At 30.9% G+C, this 20,798-nt stretch carries 22 protein-coding genes; all 22 read right to left on the bottom strand.

Features of this window, described 5'->3' with window-relative positions; all coding sequences use genetic code 11:
- Window positions 1–9: 9 nt before the first annotated feature.
- The 22 genes from fliL to ACAG39_10975 all read right to left on the bottom strand — a co-directional run bounded on the left by fliL (window position 10) and on the right by ACAG39_10975 (window position 20,725).
- On the bottom strand, window positions 10–480 hold the full coding sequence (gene fliL, locus ACAG39_11080; GenBank protein MEZ0537774.1) for a flagellar basal body-associated protein FliL: 471 nt from the start codon (window positions 478–480) through the stop codon (window positions 10–12).
- 3 nt (window positions 481–483) lie between these two features.
- Window positions 484–699, bottom strand: a complete 216-nt coding sequence (locus tag ACAG39_11075; protein ID MEZ0537773.1) for a flagellar FlbD family protein — start codon at window positions 697–699, stop codon at window positions 484–486.
- 66 nt (window positions 700–765) lie between these two features.
- Complete coding sequence (locus ACAG39_11070) at window positions 766–2,136, bottom strand: flagellar hook protein FlgE (GenBank protein ID MEZ0537772.1); 1,371 nt, start codon at window positions 2,134–2,136, stop codon at window positions 766–768.
- Between the two features lie 87 nt (window positions 2,137–2,223).
- On the bottom strand, window positions 2,224–2,586 hold the full coding sequence (locus ACAG39_11065; GenBank protein ID MEZ0537771.1) for a TIGR02530 family flagellar biosynthesis protein: 363 nt from the start codon (window positions 2,584–2,586) through the stop codon (window positions 2,224–2,226).
- Window position 2,587: 1 nt separating this feature from the next.
- The gene (locus ACAG39_11060; GenBank protein MEZ0537770.1) at window positions 2,588–3,079 is read right to left on the bottom strand and encodes a flagellar hook capping FlgD N-terminal domain-containing protein; all 492 of its coding nucleotides are present in this window, start codon (window positions 3,077–3,079) and stop codon (window positions 2,588–2,590) included.
- A gap of 9 nt (window positions 3,080–3,088) precedes the next feature.
- The gene (locus ACAG39_11055) at window positions 3,089–4,555 is read right to left on the bottom strand and encodes a flagellar hook-length control protein FliK (protein MEZ0537769.1); all 1,467 of its coding nucleotides are present in this window, start codon (window positions 4,553–4,555) and stop codon (window positions 3,089–3,091) included.
- A gap of 34 nt (window positions 4,556–4,589) precedes the next feature.
- Window positions 4,590–5,390 (bottom strand): hypothetical protein, encoded by an 801-nt coding sequence (locus ACAG39_11050; GenBank protein ID MEZ0537768.1) that lies wholly within the window; start codon window positions 5,388–5,390, stop codon window positions 4,590–4,592.
- Window positions 5,387–5,833 carry a flagellar export protein FliJ gene (locus ACAG39_11045; GenBank protein MEZ0537767.1) on the bottom strand — a complete coding sequence of 149 codons (447 nt, stop codon included), beginning with the start codon at window positions 5,831–5,833 and terminating at the stop codon, window positions 5,387–5,389. Before ACAG39_11045 ends, ACAG39_11050 begins: the two co-directional genes overlap by 4 nt.
- A gap of 13 nt (window positions 5,834–5,846) precedes the next feature.
- The gene (gene fliI, locus ACAG39_11040; GenBank protein MEZ0537766.1) at window positions 5,847–7,142 is read right to left on the bottom strand and encodes a flagellar protein export ATPase FliI; all 1,296 of its coding nucleotides are present in this window, start codon (window positions 7,140–7,142) and stop codon (window positions 5,847–5,849) included.
- Window position 7,143: 1 nt separating this feature from the next.
- The gene (locus tag ACAG39_11035; protein MEZ0537765.1) at window positions 7,144–7,899 is read right to left on the bottom strand and encodes a FliH/SctL family protein; all 756 of its coding nucleotides are present in this window, start codon (window positions 7,897–7,899) and stop codon (window positions 7,144–7,146) included.
- Window positions 7,892–8,902: a flagellar motor switch protein FliG gene (fliG, locus tag ACAG39_11030; GenBank protein MEZ0537764.1), complete on the bottom strand. Its 1,011-nt coding sequence runs from the start codon at window positions 8,900–8,902 to the stop codon at window positions 7,892–7,894. Before fliG ends, ACAG39_11035 begins: the two co-directional genes overlap by 8 nt.
- A 6-nt stretch (window positions 8,903–8,908) precedes the next feature.
- Window positions 8,909–10,591 carry a flagellar basal-body MS-ring/collar protein FliF gene (gene fliF, locus ACAG39_11025; GenBank protein MEZ0537763.1) on the bottom strand — a complete coding sequence of 561 codons (1,683 nt, stop codon included), beginning with the start codon at window positions 10,589–10,591 and terminating at the stop codon, window positions 8,909–8,911.
- A 25-nt stretch (window positions 10,592–10,616) separates the two neighbouring features.
- Entirely contained in the window at window positions 10,617–10,931 is a 315-nt protein-coding gene (gene fliE / locus ACAG39_11020) for a flagellar hook-basal body complex protein FliE (GenBank protein ID MEZ0537762.1), read from the bottom strand.
- 20 nt (window positions 10,932–10,951) lie between these two features.
- Window positions 10,952–11,392, bottom strand: coding sequence for a flagellar basal body rod protein FlgC (gene flgC, locus ACAG39_11015; GenBank protein MEZ0537761.1), 441 nt, complete (start codon window positions 11,390–11,392; stop codon window positions 10,952–10,954).
- Complete coding sequence (flgB, locus tag ACAG39_11010) at window positions 11,392–11,790, bottom strand: flagellar basal body rod protein FlgB (protein ID MEZ0537760.1); 399 nt, start codon at window positions 11,788–11,790, stop codon at window positions 11,392–11,394. Before flgB ends, flgC begins: the two co-directional genes overlap by 1 nt.
- 245 nt (window positions 11,791–12,035) lie before the next feature.
- A complete protein-coding gene (gene codY / locus ACAG39_11005) occupies window positions 12,036–12,818 on the bottom strand; it encodes a GTP-sensing pleiotropic transcriptional regulator CodY (protein MEZ0537759.1) in 783 nt (260 codons plus the stop codon).
- 18 nt (window positions 12,819–12,836) lie between these two features.
- Window positions 12,837–14,228 (bottom strand): ATP-dependent protease ATPase subunit HslU, encoded by a 1,392-nt coding sequence (gene hslU / locus ACAG39_11000; GenBank protein MEZ0537758.1) that lies wholly within the window; start codon window positions 14,226–14,228, stop codon window positions 12,837–12,839.
- Between the two features lie 9 nt (window positions 14,229–14,237).
- Window positions 14,238–14,768 (bottom strand): ATP-dependent protease subunit HslV, encoded by a 531-nt coding sequence (hslV, locus tag ACAG39_10995; protein ID MEZ0537757.1) that lies wholly within the window; start codon window positions 14,766–14,768, stop codon window positions 14,238–14,240.
- Window positions 14,769–14,863: 95 nt separating this feature from the next.
- Window positions 14,864–16,183: a methylenetetrahydrofolate--tRNA-(uracil(54)-C(5))-methyltransferase (FADH(2)-oxidizing) TrmFO gene (gene trmFO / locus ACAG39_10990; GenBank protein MEZ0537756.1), complete on the bottom strand. Its 1,320-nt coding sequence runs from the start codon at window positions 16,181–16,183 to the stop codon at window positions 14,864–14,866.
- Window positions 16,184–18,268 (bottom strand): type I DNA topoisomerase, encoded by a 2,085-nt coding sequence (gene topA, locus ACAG39_10985; GenBank protein ID MEZ0537755.1) that lies wholly within the window; start codon window positions 18,266–18,268, stop codon window positions 16,184–16,186.
- 20 nt (window positions 18,269–18,288) lie between these two features.
- On the bottom strand, window positions 18,289–19,356 hold the full coding sequence (dprA, locus tag ACAG39_10980) for a DNA-processing protein DprA (GenBank protein ID MEZ0537754.1): 1,068 nt from the start codon (window positions 19,354–19,356) through the stop codon (window positions 18,289–18,291).
- Window positions 19,357–19,369: 13 nt separating this feature from the next.
- A complete protein-coding gene (locus ACAG39_10975) occupies window positions 19,370–20,725 on the bottom strand; it encodes an RtcB family protein (GenBank protein MEZ0537753.1) in 1,356 nt (451 codons plus the stop codon).
- Between the last annotated feature and the right edge of the window lie 73 nt (window positions 20,726–20,798).

Genomic DNA, 20,798 nt, shown 5'->3' with positions numbered 1-20,798 from the left:
ACACCACCTTTACTGGATAATGAACTCCCCAAAATTGACCGATTCAACTTTATTATTAAATATTTCATTTAATCTATCTTTTATTTCTTTTCTTACCTTTTCTTTCCCTTCGGGTTTTAATAGCTCTTGTGCTGTTTTACTTCGAAGAACACTATCAATAATGTCTGCTATAACTATATTTTTAGTTGCCATTTGTTGTGGTAATTTTTTATCTGTAACCTCAAGCTCAACTGAGAGCCTTATTATTTTACCTGCATCAGTTTCTGTATCTTGTAAATTGCTCATTAACGACTTACCATCATTAACTTCATATGGATATGTTGTTACATTCTTTTTATGTGTTGTTTCTGTTGCTGTTGTTTTATTAGAAGGATTTAAATTTTTTATTACTGTAAAGAATCCAATAGCCATTCCTATCATAAATAAAAAAATAAGAATAAGAAGTCCAAGTATTAATGTATTTGTCTTTTCGCCTTTCATTTTTTATTCTCCTTCTTCTCTATGTATGATGTTTAAAGAGGAGTGTATCATTCTTTTGTACTCAATTACTTTATTAATTACCTCATCAACTGTTTCTTTAACAACCAATTTAAGACCATTGTTTAAAGTAATAACAGTGTCAGGTGTCGATTCAATAAATTGAATAAATTCAGCATTTACAACGAACTCTTTATCATTTATTCTCTTTAATTTTATCATAAATATCATCCTTGACTCAAAGTTATCTTTTAGGGTAAGTATTATCATCTACTTACCCCATATATCTTATCTCTTTAAGTTTACAAGATCCTGTAAAATTTCATCAGATGATGTAATTACCCTTGCATTTGCTTGATAACCTCTTTGGGTTATTATCATATCAGTAAATTCTTTAGCTAAATCAACATTGGACATTTCAATTGTTCCCTGTGAGATTGTACCTCTTGATGCTGTTCCTGCAACACCTATCTCTGGTTCACCAGAGTTTACTGTATTAATAAATAGATTATCCCCAACCCTTTGTAAACCAGAAGGATTAGAAAAATCTGCAATAGCTATCTGCCCTAATAATTGATTTCGACCATTTGAATAGATACCTGTAATAATACCTCTTGAATCAACACTAAATCCTTGTAAGGATCCTGCTTCATAACCAGTTATATCTGAAATTCTTATTGAACTATCCATACTATATTGTGTAATTGCCTTTAAATTAAATATCTTGTTTGGATCTGCAATGTCAAACGTAATATCATTAACTGTATTTGGCTGAAATTTTATCGTAATAGCATTACCTTGTGCGTTTGCACCCCCAGATATTGCAACAGATGTAACCTTACCATCATTCCCAAACTGCAACTCGCCATATGCAATAAATTGGTTTGTGGATTGTTGTAGTTTTGTATCTATATAGTTGCCATTTATATCCCTAAGGCCATCTAATGCCCATCTCCATTTATTGTTGTCTATTTTTACAAAGCTAAGCTGCAAAGTATGTTCTTCCCCTTGAGAATCATATACCTTAACACTAGTTGAATATTTTTTGCTTGAATCAACATTTTTAAGCTCATCATAGTTTGTTACTTGTGTTGCATTATATATATCTGTTGACGCATTTAGATTACCTTCAAAAACAATTCTATCAGTTGCTTTTGGTGCTAGATTAGGCAATGACAAGATATTTATTTTTTCAGGTGTCTTTGAAGTATCTATTGAATTAGTAGTTAAGTCATATTTCCATCCAAGAACATTAAGTCCACTTTGTGTTACTAAATTGCCACTTTTATCAAGAGTAAAATTACCTGCCCTCGTAAATCGTGGTGCTTTACCATCTCCACCTACTATAAAAAAGCCATTTCCTTCAATTGACATATCAGTTGTATTATCAGTCCTTTGTAAGCTACCACGAGACATATTAAGATCTATTGAGGATAGCTGAACACCAAGACCTATTTGCATAGGATTTGAACCTCCCATGCCTGTATCAGAGTTTGGTGCTGTTGCTGATCTTAAAACTGATGCAAACACTGAAGCAAAAGTTGCTCTTGATGATTTAAAACCTATAGTATTTACATTTGCTATGTTATCACCTATAACATCCATACGTGTCTGATGTGCTCTTATGGCAGACACAGATGAAAACATTGACCTCATCATCTTATATCAAATCCCCCTTTTATATTACTTCCATCTGTCATTCAGGAAGTTTTTATGGGGCCTCCTACTTATTTTGAGGTCCAGCCCCTAAATCATTAATACACCATCAATATTTGTAAATATATTATCTTTTAAATTAGCTTTATCCTTAGTAGTTACTAATACATTATTCTTAATATTAATTACATAAGCTATATCATTTGATAAAATTAAAACATCATTACTAAGCCCTTTTTCTTTTGCTTTTAGGACAGCTTTATTTAATTTATTGAGAATTTCATCATTTACTTCAATTCCTTGTGTTTTTAATCTTTCATTAGCATGCTTTGATATTTTTAATTGGGTACTTTCAAGAACATTTTTAAAATCTTGCTCTGGAGCATTCTCAACTTTGTTTTTTATTTTTGCAGTATTATTTAGAATATTGATCCTTTGAATATTAGGTGCCATATTACTTCCCTCCAAAAAGGTTGTTAAAAATCTCTGTTAAATCCTGTTTTGTTGGGATTTTTTCATAAATTTCATTTAGCTTATTAATTATGGTATTGCTATCAGAACTTTGATTGATATTTGTAATATCTGTAAGCTTAACCTCAGAACCATTTACGTTTAACAAAACATTTTCTCCTTCAATTCTAACCGAGTCAACAGTTCCTTGTATTTGTTTTGTTGTTGTTCCATCAGAAATTGATGCTGTTACGTTTTTACCTATAAGGGTTTGCGACCTAAGAAGTTGCATATTTTGGTTCAGGTTTTGCATCTGCTCTAAACTTGAAAACTGTGCAAGCTGTGCAACAAACTCTTTATCTTCCATAGGTTTTAATGGATCCTGATATCTTAGCTGTGTAACTAATAGATTCAAAAAATCTTGCTTTCCTAATGTTTTGTTTGTTGAACTGGTTAGTATTGTTGAACTGCTTTGCGTAACATTATTTACTTCCATTATCTCACCTCAGGCTTTCATACTAAAATATCCTTCTTCAATTCCATAGAAAATTGAATCAATGTTTACTGGAGTTGTTTCTATCTGTTTTGTTGGTTTATATTTCTTTTGCATAAAGCTATTTTGATTTTGACTTTGCTGATTTAAACCAACGTTAAGTCCAGATATATTAATGCCTTGGTCTTTTAGCATACTGACTAAATTATTAAGTGAACTTGATACAACTTCTTTAACCTCATTTGATTGAACTATAATGTTACCTTTTATTAGACCATTAGCATCTTTAGTAAGCTCAATAACAATTTTTCCAAGGCTTTCAGGCTTTAAGGATATACTTACATTTGCTAAGTCTTTTGCAACAGCTATTTTGATATTATCAGCAACTTTTTGAATTATATCAGTCTTTTGAATTTGGCTTATTTGTGTTTCTTTTAAGTTTTGAAGGTTTATTTTATTACTAATTTGAATTATGTTAGAAAAATTACTTTGGTTATTAATACTTTCGTTACTATTTTTTCTTTGGCTTTCATCAGATGTTTCATTATTTAGTAAGGTAAATAGCGAATCATTTGTGTTAGCAATATTTATATTTATTATTACATTAGTAGTTTTATTAACGGTTGAATTAATTGTTGCATCAATTTTCTGTGGATTTTGATTGTTATCATCTAAAACTTTTTGAAGTTTATCTGTTACTTTTAGAATTTTTACTATTAACTCATCTAATGTTGCTGAATTTTCTACATTTTCATTATCCAAGTCAAAATTAATACTATTATTTTCATTAAAAGAATTATTATTGAAATTATTTGCCAAAATATTTTTTAGATTTTGTAGGTCTTCCTTGTTGATAGTTAAATTCTTAAAATCAAATAGTATTGAAAAATGGTTAATTATTTCTTTTAGCTCACTATCAATTTTTAAAATATCTTGATTGTTAAAATCTATATTGCTTGTTAGTTCTAAATCAAGTTTTGATTTTATGCTTTCCAAATTTTTAGTTACGTCTTTCAATGAAATTTCCAAATCATTAAGTGATATAAAATCAATATTATTTTGATTGGTATCTTTTAATGCATTTAAGTTAATTAAATTTAGTAGATTCAACAATTCAACAAGTGCATCATATGTTCGGACAAGGTTATTCTTTTTATTTTCATCTTCAATAATATCTTTTTTATTTTCAAATTTATTGTTTATTTCTTTTTCTTTTGCATCTGATGTATTTAGTTTATATTCACTTTCAGTTTTCTTTGAATTATTTACATCATCTTTTGCTTGTTCTTGGGTGGTATGGTTAGTATTTTTTATTTCTCGATTATTAATGCTGGTTTTAATGTTCTTAGTGTTGTTATTAATTGCATTTCTAACTTCATTAAGTACTCTATCAAAGCTATCTTTTTTAATATCACTCCCCTTATCTTTATTTTGACTTTTAAATGACAAGAGATTTAAGGCAATTGACTGGCTTTTCAATCTCTCACCTCCATTCTCAGCATAATATATATCCTTATTGCTGCATAAGTTTAGTTATTTGTGCAGCATTAGTAGGATTCATCTTAGATAGAATGCTTGATATTTTTTTTGTATCAAGACTTTTTAAAATACTAACCACTGTTGCTGTATTTTTATTTGTAATCATACTTTCAAAAATTGATGCAGCAATAGAATCATCCATTGCTGAGTAAATCTTGGTTATTGTCTCATCAGCTACTGAATTTGTTTTTGAATTATTTGAAACTCCTAATAAGATTATCGACTTATCTGCTGAAATATTTGATAGTATTTCTGATGCATTTTCTGTCGGAATTAAACTGAAAATATCCTGAGCCATTTTAGCATCAGAAGATATTAAGCTTTCTAAGATCTTGGCTGCTTTTTTACTATCCATTGAAGTAAGATAATTAGCATAATTTTTTAGCTTATTTTGTCTATCCTCTTGTTCTTTATTTTTCTTAGCAAGCTCATTAGTTAAACTTTCTATTTGTTTTGTCAATTCAGAGATTTTAGTATCTTTTTCTTTAACAGTACTATTTAATTTAGTAATATTACTTTTTAAATTACTTATTTCGTTTTGCAAGCTATTTATTAGTTTATCTTTTTCACTTTTGTCCTTTGCTGTTTCTATAAAAGGAACCTTTTTCAATAAATTATCAACAACATTTTTAGAACCAAATAAATTAAATCTAACTGTAACAAAACTTAATGTAAAAAGCAATAACAAAATCAAAAGAAAAATAAGTAACTTTTTTGACTTTTTCTTTTTAGTCTTCTTTTCATAATCAGTTGTTTGCTTTACTGCCTCGCTCATTTGTCTTCACCTAATTTCACATATTGTTTGTATGTTACAACAGTATCAATCTCTTTCTTTTCATTTTCCCTTTGTGATAATAGTTCAAGTTGTATATGTCTTTCTTTTAATTTTTCATATTTCTTTTTCTCTATCATATACTTTATTGTTTCTTGTCTTTTTTGCTCTACAATGCTTTCTTGATACTTAATAAGTTCATCTTGAATGTTTATCTTTTTTTTAATAAGAGAAATATATTGGTTATAGCTCTTTAGAAATTCAGGAGTTATAAAATCAGTTGAAGCAATTTTTATCTCTTCAAATTTTGATTTCAAATTCTTTATGAGTTTTTCTTTATTTTCAAGATATCTATTTAAAATATCAATCTCTTTCCCAAGCTCTGCTTTTTTTATATTTTCTAATTGTGTTTTTAATCGAAGAATTGATTCGAATCTATAACCCATTTTCTTCACCTTGTTATATTAATATACTTCTCAACATCTCTAGCTCTTCATCAAATTCAAAATTTTCGTCCACATCTTGCCTTAAAAATTGATTTATCTTGGGAATAAGCTCAATAGCCTTATCTATCTCAATATTACTGCCTTTCGTGTAGGCACCAATATTTATCAAATCTTCTGCTTCTCTAAATGTAGCCATTATACGTTTAATTTCATTAGAAATTGCTTTATGTTCTTTTGTTACAATATCATTCATAACCCTACTTATACTAGCTAATACATCTATTGCAGGATAATGGCTTTTATTTGCTATTGTTCTCGAAAGAACAATATGACCATCTAATATCCCTCTTGCAGTATCTGTTATTGGCTCATTAAAGTCGTCACCATCAACTAATACTGTAAATAGGGCTGTTATTGTACCATTTTTATTTTTACCTGCTCTTTCAAGCAGTCGAGGCATCACACCGAACACAGAAGGTGTGTATCCCCGAGAAACAGGTGGCTCGCCTATTGCAAGACCTATCTCTCTTTGTGCCATAGCAAATCTTGTTAGTGAGTCCATCATAAATAGAACATTTTTACCTTGATCTCTAAAGTATTCTGCTATTGCCATTGCAACATAAGCAGCTTTAAGCCTTCTTAAAGCTGATTCATCAGATGTTGCTACAACAACAATAGATTTCTTTAAACCTTCTTCTTTTAAATCTTTATCTAAAAATTCCTTTAATTCTCTTCCTCTCTCACCAATAAGTGCTAATACGTTTACATCTGCCTTTGCATTGCGAGCTATCATACCAAGTAGAGTGCTTTTCCCCACACCACTACCTGCAAAAATTCCAAGTCTTTGCCCCTGTCCAACTGTTAAAAGGCCATCTATAGCTTTTATACCAAGTGGCATTATTTTATCAATTCTTCCTCTTTCGAGCGGATTTGGAGCTCCATTTTCGACAGGATATCTTGCTTTTGCTTTAATATCACCTTTCCCATCAATTGGCTCACCAAGACCATTTAAAATTCTTCCTAATAAATTTTCGGACACCTTTATTTCAAATGCATCATCAGATGCAATAACTTTACAACCAGGGTATACACCTTTTAGATCTGAATAAGGCATAAGTAAAACCTTATTTTCCTTAAATCCAACAACTTCTGCAAGGTTTTCATTTTTTGATGTTTTTATTTTACATATTGTTCCTATACTCACAGGAGGACCAATTGTTTCTATTGTAAGTCCTATAACTTGATTAACATATCCTGTAAAATGGTAGAAGTTTGTATGTTCAATTTTTTCTAATATTTTTTCAAACATTTTAATCACCAATTAATGTTCTTATTATGTCTTCCAATTTCGTAAACCTTGAATTCAAACCTGTCTCAATGGATCCATATGGAGTTTCTATAATAATATCTCCACATTGTAATGCCTTGTCTACTTTCACCTGAATATTCCCAAGACCCTCGATTCCTCTTGTTATTTCTTCAATATTTATTGATATTATATCAAAATCATCTTGGCAGACTTTTATAGTTATACTGTTTCTAATAGAAAGCATCTCGATTGACTGTCTTATATATGTGTACATAAATTCCTTATCTTGAAGTTCTCTTTCTACTATTTTTCTAAATAATTGAGGAATTAAAATTAAAAGTTCCTCATATGCTTTATTTAATAGTTTTTCCCTTTGTGCATATATATCAAGTTTTAGTACTTCAATATCATCTAAAATCTTCATTATTTCTTCTTGTGATTTCTGATATCCTTCTGAGTAACCTATATTGTATCCATCCTTTGAAGCATTTTCTTTTATAATCTCTGCCTCTTTCATAGCCTCATCTATTATCCTTTTTGCTTCAGCCTGGGCTTTTTCGATTATCATTTTAGCCTCAGTTTGGATTTGATCTCTTTCTTTTTTGTATTTTTCTAATTCTTCCCTGTGGTCTTTTATTTTTTCTTCATATTTTAAAACCTCATTTTGTGCATTAAATAATTTCTCCAGAACTAATTTGTATCCTGCTTCAACAGGGTCAGATACCTTTACTTGTGACTGCCTTATAACATTAGACAATTATCTCATCTCCTCCGCCACGAGATATTACTATCTCACCAGCATCTTCAAGCTTCCTAATAATATTTACTATCTTCTGTTGTGCTTCTTCAACATCTCTAATTCTAACTGGTCCCATGTAATCCATATCCTCTTGGATCATCTCAGCCATTCTCTTTGACATATTAGTGAAAATTACCTTCTTAACCTCTTCTGTAGTTCCCTTAAGTGCAAGCGATAATGTATTATTTTCAATCTCTCTAAGTATTCTTTGAATTGATCTTCCATCAAGCCTAATTATATCTTCAAATACAAACATTCTCTTTCTAATTTCTTCAACAAGCTCTATATCCTCAAGTTCCAGTGATTCAAGTATTCTTTTTTCAGTTCCTCTATCAACAGAATTAAGTATATCAACAATTGCTTGGATACCGCCAACAATTGTATAATCCTGCATAACAACTGAAGAAAGCTTCTTTTCAAGAACCTTTTCTACTTCTTTTATTACATCAGGAGAAGTTCTATCCATAAGAGCTATTCTTCTTGCCACTTCAGCTTGCTTTTCTTGTGGTAAGGAAGCTAATACTTGTGCTGCTTGTTGAGGTTTTAGGTATGATATTACTAATGCAATTGTCTGTGGATGTTCATTTTGTATAAAGTTAAGTATCTGTGATGCATCAGCCTTTCTTATAAAATCAAAAGGTCTTACCTGTAATGATACAGTAAGCCTTTCTATTACCTCTCTTGCTTTTTCTGGTCCTAATGCTTTTTCCAAAACATCCTTTGCATATTCAATACCGCCTTCTGCTATATATTCTTGTGCAAGACAAATATTATAAAATTCTTCAAGTATACTTTGCTTTTGTTCTGGTGCAACTGTTCTAATATTTGCTATTTCAAGAGTTAGTTCTTCAATTTCCTCTTCTTTAAGATGTTTAAAAATCTTTGCAGAACGTTCTGGTCCTAATGCTATTAAAAGCATTGCTGCCTTTTGCTTGCCGCTAATTTCTGTTTGCTTTGCCATTTATCTTCACTCCCATTCCTCAGTAAGCCAATTTCTTAGAAGCTGTGCAACAAGCTCTGGCTTTTCTTTAATTAGTTTATCAAGCTGTTTTTCATATTGATTGGACCCAAAATCCTCAAGATCTATTTCTTCAATATTATCTTTTTTCTCAACTGCTTTAGTCAATATCTCTTCTGGTGTTAAATTTTCAATCAATGTTGGGCCACCAGCTCCTGCAAGTTCTACCTGAGTAAGTGGCGTCTTCTTTGACTTTAAAGCCTTTAACATCATAGTAACAGCAAAGGACATCAGCAAAATAAATGCAAAAATCATATAAATCAAATCATATGGAATTTGTTTTGGTTCAGAATCTATAAATCTTGGTATTTCATACCCTTCAACAGTTATATTGGAAATACCTGTAGCATTCTTTATTAAGTTGGTAATATTCTGAATATCATTCTGACTTGCTAAAAAGGATGTTTTATTATTTTCATTTTGTAACTTAAAACTTTCCCATGGTAGTGTCTTTGCCTGAGCAGTTTTTTCATACTCAGATTGTGTATAGCTTTTGTATCTATATAGAACTACTGCAATAGAGGATTTATCATAATTTATTGTGCCTGGTGCTTTAATAATTTCTGTTGTTTTTTGGTTGTTTTGATAGTTTGTTGTCTGATCAGTCTTTGAATACGTGGATCCCTGTCCATTATTTGCTAAAGGATACTGTGGTGTTGTTTGTGTAGGATTGGTATCTGTTCCAGGAGTTCCAGAAGCATTAGAACCATTTACAATTTCCTCTTTTGTAGTTTTTTGGGATACAATAATCCCACTATCCTCTAAAACAGGAGAATACTTTGTTTCATTTATTTTTTGAGTGTCAAAATTCATATCCAAATTAATACTTACTTTAACATCTTCAGGAGAATCAACATAACTCCCGAGAAGTTCTTTAATCTTCTTTTCAAGCTCATTCTTTGTTTCTATCTTTACCTGAAGTTGTTTGCTAGCATTGCCTTCTGGTGTTGAAGAATCATCCTGTGACAAATAGTTGCCTTTATTATCAATAATTACAACTCGTTCTGGTGCCAGTCCTTGAACAGATGCAGCAACAAATCTTTGAATACCTTCAATTTGATCTGTGGACATTTGTCTTTTGAGTGTAAGTTTAACACTTGCTGAAGCCTTATCAGCATTCTCATTTAGTGCAAATGTATAGCTATCAGGGATATTTAGGTTTACAATAGCGTTAGAAATATACTCTTCCATTTCTTTCAAAGCCTTTTCAATTTGACTTTCCTTAAGCTTTGTGAATGTTCTTTGTTTATCTGTTTCTGTTGCTGTCATAGATGATGTAAGTTTTAGTGCATCTTCAAATGTCATGCCCTCATTTTTGGGATAGCCTGCTAAAGCAGCAGCCATCTTTGCTTTATCAACATCAGTATCTCTAACTAAAATTGTTGTTCCACCACTTTGAATCTTTGTTTCAATCTTTTGTTCGTTTAAAACATTTTGTATCTCTGCACTATCTTTCGGATCAAGCCCTGTAAAAAGAGGAACAAAATTCGGTTTAGATGTAATATAAATTGCTAAAATGACCGATAATAATATTATAGAAACCGATGTTATAAGCATTGTTTTTTGAGATTTTGATAAATTAGCCCATTTCTCTTTAAGTTTTGCTATTAAATCATTAATAAATTGAGGCACTTTTTACCCCCCTTATGTTTTAAAATTAAACCTGCATTCTCATTATTTCATTATAAGCATCAAGTATTTTATTTCTTATCTGTAATGTAAATGATAATGCTAATGACGCCTTTTCTGATGCTATTGCCATATCATATGGATTTTGACTTCGTCCTGAAATAAAAAGCTCTGTTTGTGCTTCTGCCTCTTTTTGTAAACTGTCAACCCCTTCTATTGCTTTATATAGATAATCAATAAAAGACACATCCTTTTGATTCTCATCAGTGGTATTCTGTGTTAACAAAGAACTATTAATTTTATTAAGAGAATTCACATTACTGTTTATGGGATTTATTGCCATTTAGTTTTGCCCCCTATATTTTATTTGCCTATTTCAAGAGAACGTGAAATCATTGATTTTGTAATGTTAAGAGCTGTTATATTTGCTTCGTAGTTTCTACTTGCTTCAATCATATTTACCATTTCTGTAACTGTATCAACATTGGGCATATTTACATATCCGTCTTTGTCGGCATCAGGATGATTTGGATCATAGACTCTCTTAAATGGGCTTTGATCTTCAATAATAGCTTTTACTCTAACTCCACCTGATGAAATTTGATTATTATTTATTTGGTTATTCAAAACCTCTTGAAAACTTGTTTTTCTTTCTTCAAATACAACCACCTTTCTTCTATAAGGTGTCCCATCCTCTGTTCTTGTTGTATTTGCATTTGCTAAATTTTGTGCTATTACGTCCATTCTAACTCTCTGTGCATTTAGTGCTGATGATGAAATATTTATTGAATCAAACATACCCATTATTTCCTACCTCCTTCTGTAATAGCATTTCTAAGACTATTTAAACTTCTTGATAGTTGCATGCTAAGTCCATCAAAATATAACGAGTTTTTTATCATATTACCCATTTCTTGTTCTACATCAACCGTATTGCCATCTAATCTCATTGGATTATTCTGATTATAAATAAACTCATTATATGTATCATTAGATACTTCTTTAATATGTTGTGGCTCTGTTGTAATAAGTTCAAAAGTATTATTTTCTGCTTGACTCATAAATTTTTCAAAATCTATATCTTTTGCCTTATACTGAGGTGTATCAGCATTAGCAATATTATTTGATATTATTTCGTTTCTTTTCCAAGAATAATCAAGTGCTTTTTTAAAGTTATCTATCTTATCAAACAAATTCGACATTTTATGATAACTTCCTCTCTATTTCAACAATTATTGATTATATTTTACTAAAATATTTGATAAAACTCCATAACAATTTTTTTAGAAATAAAATAAGAGGCTACCAAAAGGAACAATCTGCCCCCTGTCTACTTGACAGGAAACAGGTCAAAGTTGGTAGCCTCTCCATTTTTACATTTTAAGTTGTTTAGCATCATAATTATGTTTTAATTTTTCTAGCTTTGGCTATTATATAACCTCACATTTTAAAGCTTGCTTCTATATTTTTTAAGTTCTTGAATTAATCTATCGTTTGTTATTTTTATATAAGTTCCTTTCATTCCTAAAGACCTTGTTTCAATAAGTTCAGCACTTTCAATCTTTCTTAAGGCATTTACAATTACTGATCGAGTTATACCTACTTTATCAGCTATTCTACTTGCTACCAATTGGCCTTCGCTTGATTTTAGTTCATCAAAGATAAATATAAGTGCATCAATCTCGGTGCTTGATAAAGTAGCTAATGCAGATTCTATTATTTCAAGCTTTTTATTTTCACTTTCAATTTCTTCATAAATAATATTCATAAGCTCTGAACTAAGTAATGTAGCACAATATTCGGCAATCAATGTATCCTCATCGTTGAATGATTCATTATGTTTCAATAAAAATAAAGTACCAACCTTCTCTCCAGCTTTACTCATTGGAATAATCATGCAAAGGCAAGAATCATCCACTCCATCTAATGTAACCCCAATTAATTTAAACACATCAGCAAGCTTGATATTATTTCTTGTATCAATTATGGACCTAAAAAATCTATTAAATTTTTCGCCAACCAATTCATCAGCAAAAACATCGCAGGAATTAAATACAAAAGGATTTATATATTTCCCTAAAATTTTCCCATTTCTATCTATTATATAAACATTTGAAGTTGTAATATCCCCTAATATTGCACTTATTTGTGGATATGATACTGCGTCCTTCTTGTATGATGAAAACAATCTGCTAATTTTTCGAGTTTTCTCAAGTAAATCCAATGGCATAAAAAACACTCCTTCGATTTATATAATAAATCTGCTTAAATCCTTGTCTTTAAGCATGTCTGATATCTTGCTATATACAAATTGCCCATCAATTGTTAAATTTACTATTTCATCAAGATTTGCATACTCAAAAGATATATCTTCCATAAGCTTTTCAACAACTGTATGAAGCCTTCTTGCACCAATATTTTCATTCTGTTCATTTATTTTTACAGAAACCTTTGCTAAAGCATCAATTGCGTCCTCTGTAAACTCTATGTTTACATTTTCAGTTTTCATAAGCTCGATATATTGCTTTAGTATTGCATTTTTTGGTTGTGTTAATATCTTTTTAAAATCTTCTTCAGTTAAGCTATTTAGTTCAACAACAACTGGAAATCTTCCTTGAAGCTCTGGTATTAAGTCAGATACTTTAGCAACATGGAATGCACCGGCTGCAATAAAAAGAATATGATCTGTTTTAACAGGGCCGTATTTTGTTGTAACAGTACTTCCTTCGACAATAGGTAGTATATCCCTTTGAACTCCTTCTCTTGATACATCTGGGCCTGAAGTTGAACCTCTTCCGGCAATTTTATCAATCTCATCTATAAAAATAATCCCGTGTTCTTCTGCACGTTTTATGGCTTCTTTTGTAACTTCATCCATATCAATAAGCTTTTGGTATTCTTCTTGTTCAAGAATTGGTCTTGCTTCCTTTATTGGCATTCTTTTTTTCTTTTTCTTTTTTGGAAATAAACTTCCCATGATATCTTGAAATGATACACCCATTTCTTCTGTAATTGTGCCCATTATCATTTCAAATGGTGGCTTCACAGAATCTTCAACTTCTATTTCAATTATCCTATCTTCGAGTTCACCGTTTCTTAACTTTTCTCTTAAAAATTCTCTTTGATTTCTAACAAAGTCTTCTGATGCAGTGTAAACCTCTGTTTCTTGTGAAGATGTTCCAAGCAAAGCTTCAAATGGGTTTTTAAAGCCAGCTTTTTTATTTTCAGTTGGTACTAATATTTCAAGTATTCTATCCTCGACAAGTACCTTTGCTCTTTCTTTCATTTTTTCCATATATTCATTCTTTACAAGTGAAATGGCATTTTCAACAAGGTCTCTCACCATTGAGTCAACATCTCTACCTACATAGCCAACCTCTGTAAACTTAGTAGCTTCAACCTTGACGAAAGGTGCATTAACAAGCTTTGCAAGTCTTCTTGCTATCTCTGTTTTACCAACACCAGTAGGACCAACCATCAAGATATTCTTGGGTATTATCTCTTCCTTAATTTCATTAGGCAATTTTGATCTTCTATATCTATTTCTTAATGCAACTGCAACCCTTCTTTTTGCCTCATTTTGCCCAACTATATATTTATCTAACTCAATTACTATTTCTTTTGGTGTAAGTTCATGCATATTTCTCACCTACAATTCAATTACTGTTATATTATTATTTGTATATATACATATATCAGCTGCAATCTCAAGTGACTTTCTTGCAATCTCAGAAGCAGATAAATCAGTATTATTTAAAAGTGCCCTTGCTGCAGCTAAAGCATATGCTCCACCCGAACCTATTGCTGCAACATTATCATCTGGTTCAACAACTTCACCACTTCCGGAGATTATGAAAAGGTGCTCCTTATTTGCTGCAATAAGTAATGCTTCAAGCTTTCTTAATACCTTATCTTGTCTCCATTCCTTTGCAAGCTCAACAGCACTTTTTTGTAAATTGCCGCTATTTTGTTCAAGCTTTTCTTCAAACTTTTCACAAAGCGTAATCGCATCAGCTACCGAACCTGCAAATCCAACCAAAACGTTTCCATTATATAATTTACGGACTTTTTTTGCTGTTGCTTTCATTATCATATTTTGGGAAAATGTAACTTGTCCATCGCCTGCAACAGCTACCTTGTCCCCCTTTTTAACACCCACTATTGTAGTCCCTTCAAACATACTAAACCTCCGAATAAATATTCTCAAACAATGTTAATGCTATCACAAATAAGTTAATTTTTCAATTATTTAATTAACAATATTTTTTAAACAACCTAGAATAATGTTTTTATAATATTATATGTTTCTCTGCATGTTAATAAAGACTTATCAGCTATTTTTATTTTTCTTTGGTCCTTATCCTTCATTTTAGAAATTTCCTCATTAACACTTATTATCCCATAGTTTGAGTTCATTGGTTGAAAGTTTTCTCTCTCTTCTGTTATATAATGAATTAATGCACCAATGCAAGTGGTTGATGGAAGAATTATTGGCTGTTTTCCTTTTAATATTAAACTTGCATTTATTCCTGCAATAATACCTGTTGATGCTGATTCTATATATCCTTCAACACCTGTAATCTGCCCTGCAAAGAAGATATTGGGATATTCTTTCAAATTTAAATACTTGCTTAAAACCTTTGGAGAATTGATATATGAGTTTTTGTGCATAACTCCATATCTTACAAACTCAGCATTTTCGAGTCCGGGAATTAATCTAAATACCCTTTTTTGTTCTGGCCATTTAAGTCTTGTTTGAAATCCAACAAGATTATATAATGTCCCTTCTTTATTTTCTTTCCTAAGCTGCACAACTGCATATGGCATTTTACCTGTTTTTGGGTCTATGATGCCTTTGGGTTTTAGAGGACCAAATCTTATTGTGTCAACACCCCTTAAAGCCATTTCTTCTATAGGCATACAACCTTCGAATAGAAGATCTTTTTCAAAGTCATGAACCTCAATCTTTTCTGAATTTATTAATTCATTATAAAACCTTAAATATTCATCTTTTGTCATTGGGCAGTTTATATAGTCGTCATCACCTTTTTGATATCTTGAGGCAAAAAATGCCTTTGAAAAATCAACACTTTCTTTTGTTAAAATTGGTGATGCTGCATCAAAAAAATATAGGTTGTCTTGTTTTAATAATCTTGAAATATCATTCAACAGAGCCTCTGAGGTAAGAGGCCCTGTTGCTACAATTACCATTTTGTCTTTTGGAATTTCTTCAACCTCATCATTGATAACCTCAATGAGTTTATTATTCTTTAATTTATCTGTTATATAATTAGAAAATATATTTCTATCAACAGCCAATGCTTGGCCAGCTTCCACACTTGAATAATCTGCTGCTTCCATAATAATTGAATTAAAAACCTTCATTTCTTCTTTAAGTAACCCTGAAGCATTTGTTATTAACTTTGATTTCAGTGAATTGCTACATACAAGTTCAGCAAATCCTTCATGGTGGTGAGCAGGAGTGAATTTCTTTGGTTTCATCTCATAAAGTTTAACCTTTATGCCGAATTTAGTTATTATATTTGCTGCTTCAACACCTGCAAGCCCAGCACCTATTACAGTTATAAAGTCCACTTAAATTTTTTCCTCCTTTTTGGTCTGCTCTTCTTTATATCCACATTGTTCATTTGAACAGACTAATGTCCTTTCGTTCTTCTTACCTTTTAAATACATAAAATTACCACATACTGGACAGTTTTTTTGTGGTTTTTCCCAACTGATTGTGTCGCAGTTTGTATTTTCACAAGAATAATATATCTTACCTTTTTTTGATCTTCTTTCAACCATCCTCGAGGAACATTTTGGGCACGTTACATCTATATACTTTAGAAGTGGTTTTGTATTTTTACATTCTGGATAGCCAGGACAAGCTAAAAACTTACCAAACCTGCCTCTTTTTATAACCATGTTCCTTCCACATTTATCACAAACAATATCTGTTTCTTCTTCCTTTACTTCAACTTGCTGGAGATTTTGTTTTGCAATCTCTAGTTCTTTTTCAAGCGGTTCATAGTATTTTTTAACAATATCAATCCAGTTTATTTTTCCTTCTTCGATAAAGTCCAAGCTATCTTCAAGTTCAGCAGTAAATTCTATATCAACAATATCCTTAAAATATTCCTTCATAATATTTGTAACAATTATGCCTAATTCGGTAGGTTTTAAAAATCTGTCTTCTTTTGTTACATAATCTCTTTCAAGTATTGTTTGTATAGTAGGAGCATATGTGCTTGGACGACCTATTCCTTTTTCTTCAAGTGCTTTTATAAGTGTTGCTTCTGTATATCTTGGCGGTGGTTGTGTAAAATGCTGTTTGGGGTCTATTTTTTTAGCTTTTAGTTTATCATCTTGATTTATCTCTGGAAGTAACGCATTTTCTTCTTCATCATCTTGGTCTTTCCCTTCGATGTATACATCCATAAAACCAGGAAACTTAAGCTTTGAACCGCTAAGTTTAAAAATATAACCATTTACATTTAAATCAGCATTTATTGTATCAAATATGGCACTTGCCATCTGTGAAGCTAAAAATCTATCATATATCAATTTATATAGCTTATATTGCTCGTTTGATAATGAATCTTTTAAGGACTCAGGTGTTCTATCTATATATGTTGGCCTTATTGCTTCATGGGCATCCTGGGCACCTTTTTTGGACTTATATATTCTTGGCGAATCTGGCAAGTACTTTTCACCAAATCTTGTTTTTATAGCATCCAATGCATTTCTTTGTGCCTCTTCGGAAATTCTTAGTGAGTCTGTTCTCATATATGTTATTAAAGCAACATTTCCTTCACCTTTTATTTCAACACCTTCATAGAGTTGCTGGGCAATCATCATTGTTCTTGCCGGAGTAAATCTTAGTTTTCTCGATGCTTCTTGTTGAAGTGTACTTGTTGTAAATGGTGGCGAAGGATTTTTCTTTTTTTCACCTAGTTTTAATTTTTCAACAACAAATTCCTTTCCTTTAATATCTGCTAATATTTTGTCAACTTGTTCTTTATTTTTAAGTTCAATCTTTCCTTTTTTATCGCCATAAAACTTAGCACTGAACTTTTGTTTATCTTTTTCAAATATAGCTTCAATAGTCCAGTATTCCTCTGGTATAAAATTATTTATCTCTTCTTCTCTTTCCACAACAAGTCTTGTTGCAACAGATTGGACCCTACCAGCAGAAAGTCCACTCTTTACCTTTTCCCAAAGGACAGGACTTATTTTGTACCCAACCAATCTATCTAATACTCTTCTTGCTTGCTGAGCATCAACAAGATTAATATTAATTGAACGAGGTTTTTTTATTGATTCCTTTACTGCATTTTTTGTAATTTCATTAAAGGTAATTCTGCATGGCTCATTAGGATCAATTTCAAGAATCTTTGCAAGATGCCATGAAATTGCTTCCCCTTCTCTATCAGGGTCAGTAGCAAGAAAAACCTTATCTGCTTCTTTTGCACTTTTTTTAAGCTTGTTTATTATCTCAGCTTTACCACGTATATTAATATATTGTGGCTCGAAGTTTTTTTCTATATCAACACCTAATTTACTTTTTGGTAAATCCCTAATATGTCCCATAGAAGCCTCAACTTTAAAATCCTTACCAAGATACTTTGCTATTGTTTTTGCTTTGGCTGGGGACTCCACTATAACTAATTTTTTCAAATATAATTCCTCCTTAGAATCTATATCTTGATATACTTAGATGCCCTCTCTTTTTGTATTTTTCCTTTAATTTCGAGCATAGTTAATATGCTAAGTATATCACTTATTTGCCTTTTTGATAATTCAGCAATTTTCTCAACATCCATTGCCCCTTCAGTCTCAATTAATGATAATATATATTTTTCATCATTTGTCAATTGTTCTTGATCATTTTTATCATTATTTTTTAAATCAGTAATTCCAATATCCTGCAAAAAATCATCAATTGAGCATATAACCTTTGCCCCTTCTCTAATAAGCTTGTTTGTCCCAGCACTTTTTGGCGATGTAATATTACCTGGAACTACATAAATATCCTTCCCTTGATCTAAGGCTGCATCTACAGTTGAAAATATACCGCTTTTCAGTGGTGCCTCTACAACAACTAATATATCACTTAACATACTAATTATTCTATTTCTTTGAGGAAAATTGCCTTTATCAGGTTTTGTTTCAGGTGGGTATTCAGATAAGACACACCCATTTTCTATTATATCCATATATAGTTTTGTATTTTCTCTTGGATATACTACATCAACTCCACATCCTAAAACCGCAATTGTTTTGTTGTATTTAAGTGCTGCAGTGTGAGCAAAAGTATCAATACCTTTTGCCATCCCACTTACTATTATTATATTATTCTGTGCAAGCATTTCTGATAACTCTGTTGCAACCTTCTTACCATAATATGTTGGATATCTTGTTCCAATAATTGATATTTTATTTGTATTTTTTAATATTTCTTTATCTCCCTTTAAATAAAATATAGGTGGAGAATCTTCATAATTTTTGAAATCATCTGGATATATATCATCATCTTCATAGATTATATGAATATCTTCTTTGTTGCATTTTTCTATTATCCTCTCTGCAAAAGATAAATCACCTTTAAAAATCTCTTTTTTAGCATCTTCAGAAATAAATTTTTGGTTAGCATCTTTCCTGTTTTCATAAAAATTCTTTATTGTATTATATCTTTCCTTTATCATCCTAAACCTTATTGGCCCAATCCCATTTATTGAATATAGCCATATTGCATAGATATCCATACTATTTTCTCCTTTAGTCTTTCCCTTTTATTACTCCAAGAGGTTTTAATTTTGCAACTACTTGTGCTAATCCAGAAGTTATAACAGATTCTATAACAAGATTAATATCTTTGTAACTTTGTGGGCTTTCATCTATAAAGTCTTTAAGATTTCTTGTATTTATTAGAATTTCTCCTTCATTGCCTTGATTTAATGCTTTTGAAAAATCTTCAATAGATATAGATTTTCTTGCTTGATTTCGTGATATTACCCTTCCTGCACCATGATTAACTGTATGGTAACTTGCTTTGTTTGTATCAATTCCCCTTAAGATATATGAAAAACTTCCCATACTGCCAGGAAGTATCACAGGATGACCATATTCAGTAAATAATTGAGAAGGGATTAAATAATGCCCTTTAGGTAAAGCTCGTGTTGCACCTTTTCTTATTATTAACTTTTCTTTATTATTGAAAACTTCTTTATAGGCTATATTATGAGAAACATCATATAAGACACTACTATTTATATTATTTTTATCAAGAATATCAATTATAAATTTGCTCATATAATGCCTATTTAATTTTGCATATATGAAAGCTACCTGCATTGCTTTTATATAATCTCTTGATACTTTATTATCAATTGGAAGAAATGTAAGGTGCTTATCAGGTGTATTTATATGCTTATCCTCCATAATGCTTTGGAATTTCTTTTGATAATAGTCCCCAATTACAGATCCTAATCTTCTCGAACCAGAATGAACCATGATTACCAACTGTCCGTCAAATAATCCCCATTTCCCACCTATTTCTTTATCAACAAGATTTAGTTTTTGAAACTCTATAAAGTGATTACCTCCACCTAATGTTGCAAACTGTTCAATTCCAATATCATAAGACTCTTTTGGAATTGTATCTATATCATATTCTTCAAACATATCCATAATATCAGATATGTCTTTGTCAATTTCTACATTAAAAAGATTATTTTCATATTGTGTTTTAGTAAGACCAACTTTTTTATTCTTTTTACCAACACCAGTTGGTATCATTTCTTCTATTTCATTCATAAGCTTTCTTAATGTTTGCTTATTTAAATTGTCAGCATAGTAGTCTGTTTTAATAAGCCTCATTCCGCATCCAATATCAACACCAACAATGGTTGGACTTATCCATGCTTTTGCCATGTCCCAAACAATTATTGTTCCAATTGATGTCCCCTTGCCAATATGTGCATCTGGAGTATATCCTAAAAACTCAACATCAGGTATCATTGATGCATTTTTTGCTTGTTCAAAAACACCTTCTTCAAGAGTATCTAAAATATCCTTTGTCATAAAAAAAGTGGCATAACTATTTTTATAAATACCTTCTTTAATCATTTCCATTAAACATCAGCTCTATAAAACCTATAAATATCTAAAATTATCTATTATATTTATAGATTTTACTCATACACTT

The organism is Caldicellulosiruptoraceae bacterium PP1 (assembly GCA_041320695.1).
Lineage (GTDB): Bacteria > Bacillota > Thermoanaerobacteria > Caldicellulosiruptorales > Caldicellulosiruptoraceae > JBGGOQ01.
Note: the sequence above shows the minus strand (reverse complement) of the source record. Positions and strands in the feature narration are given on the sequence as shown.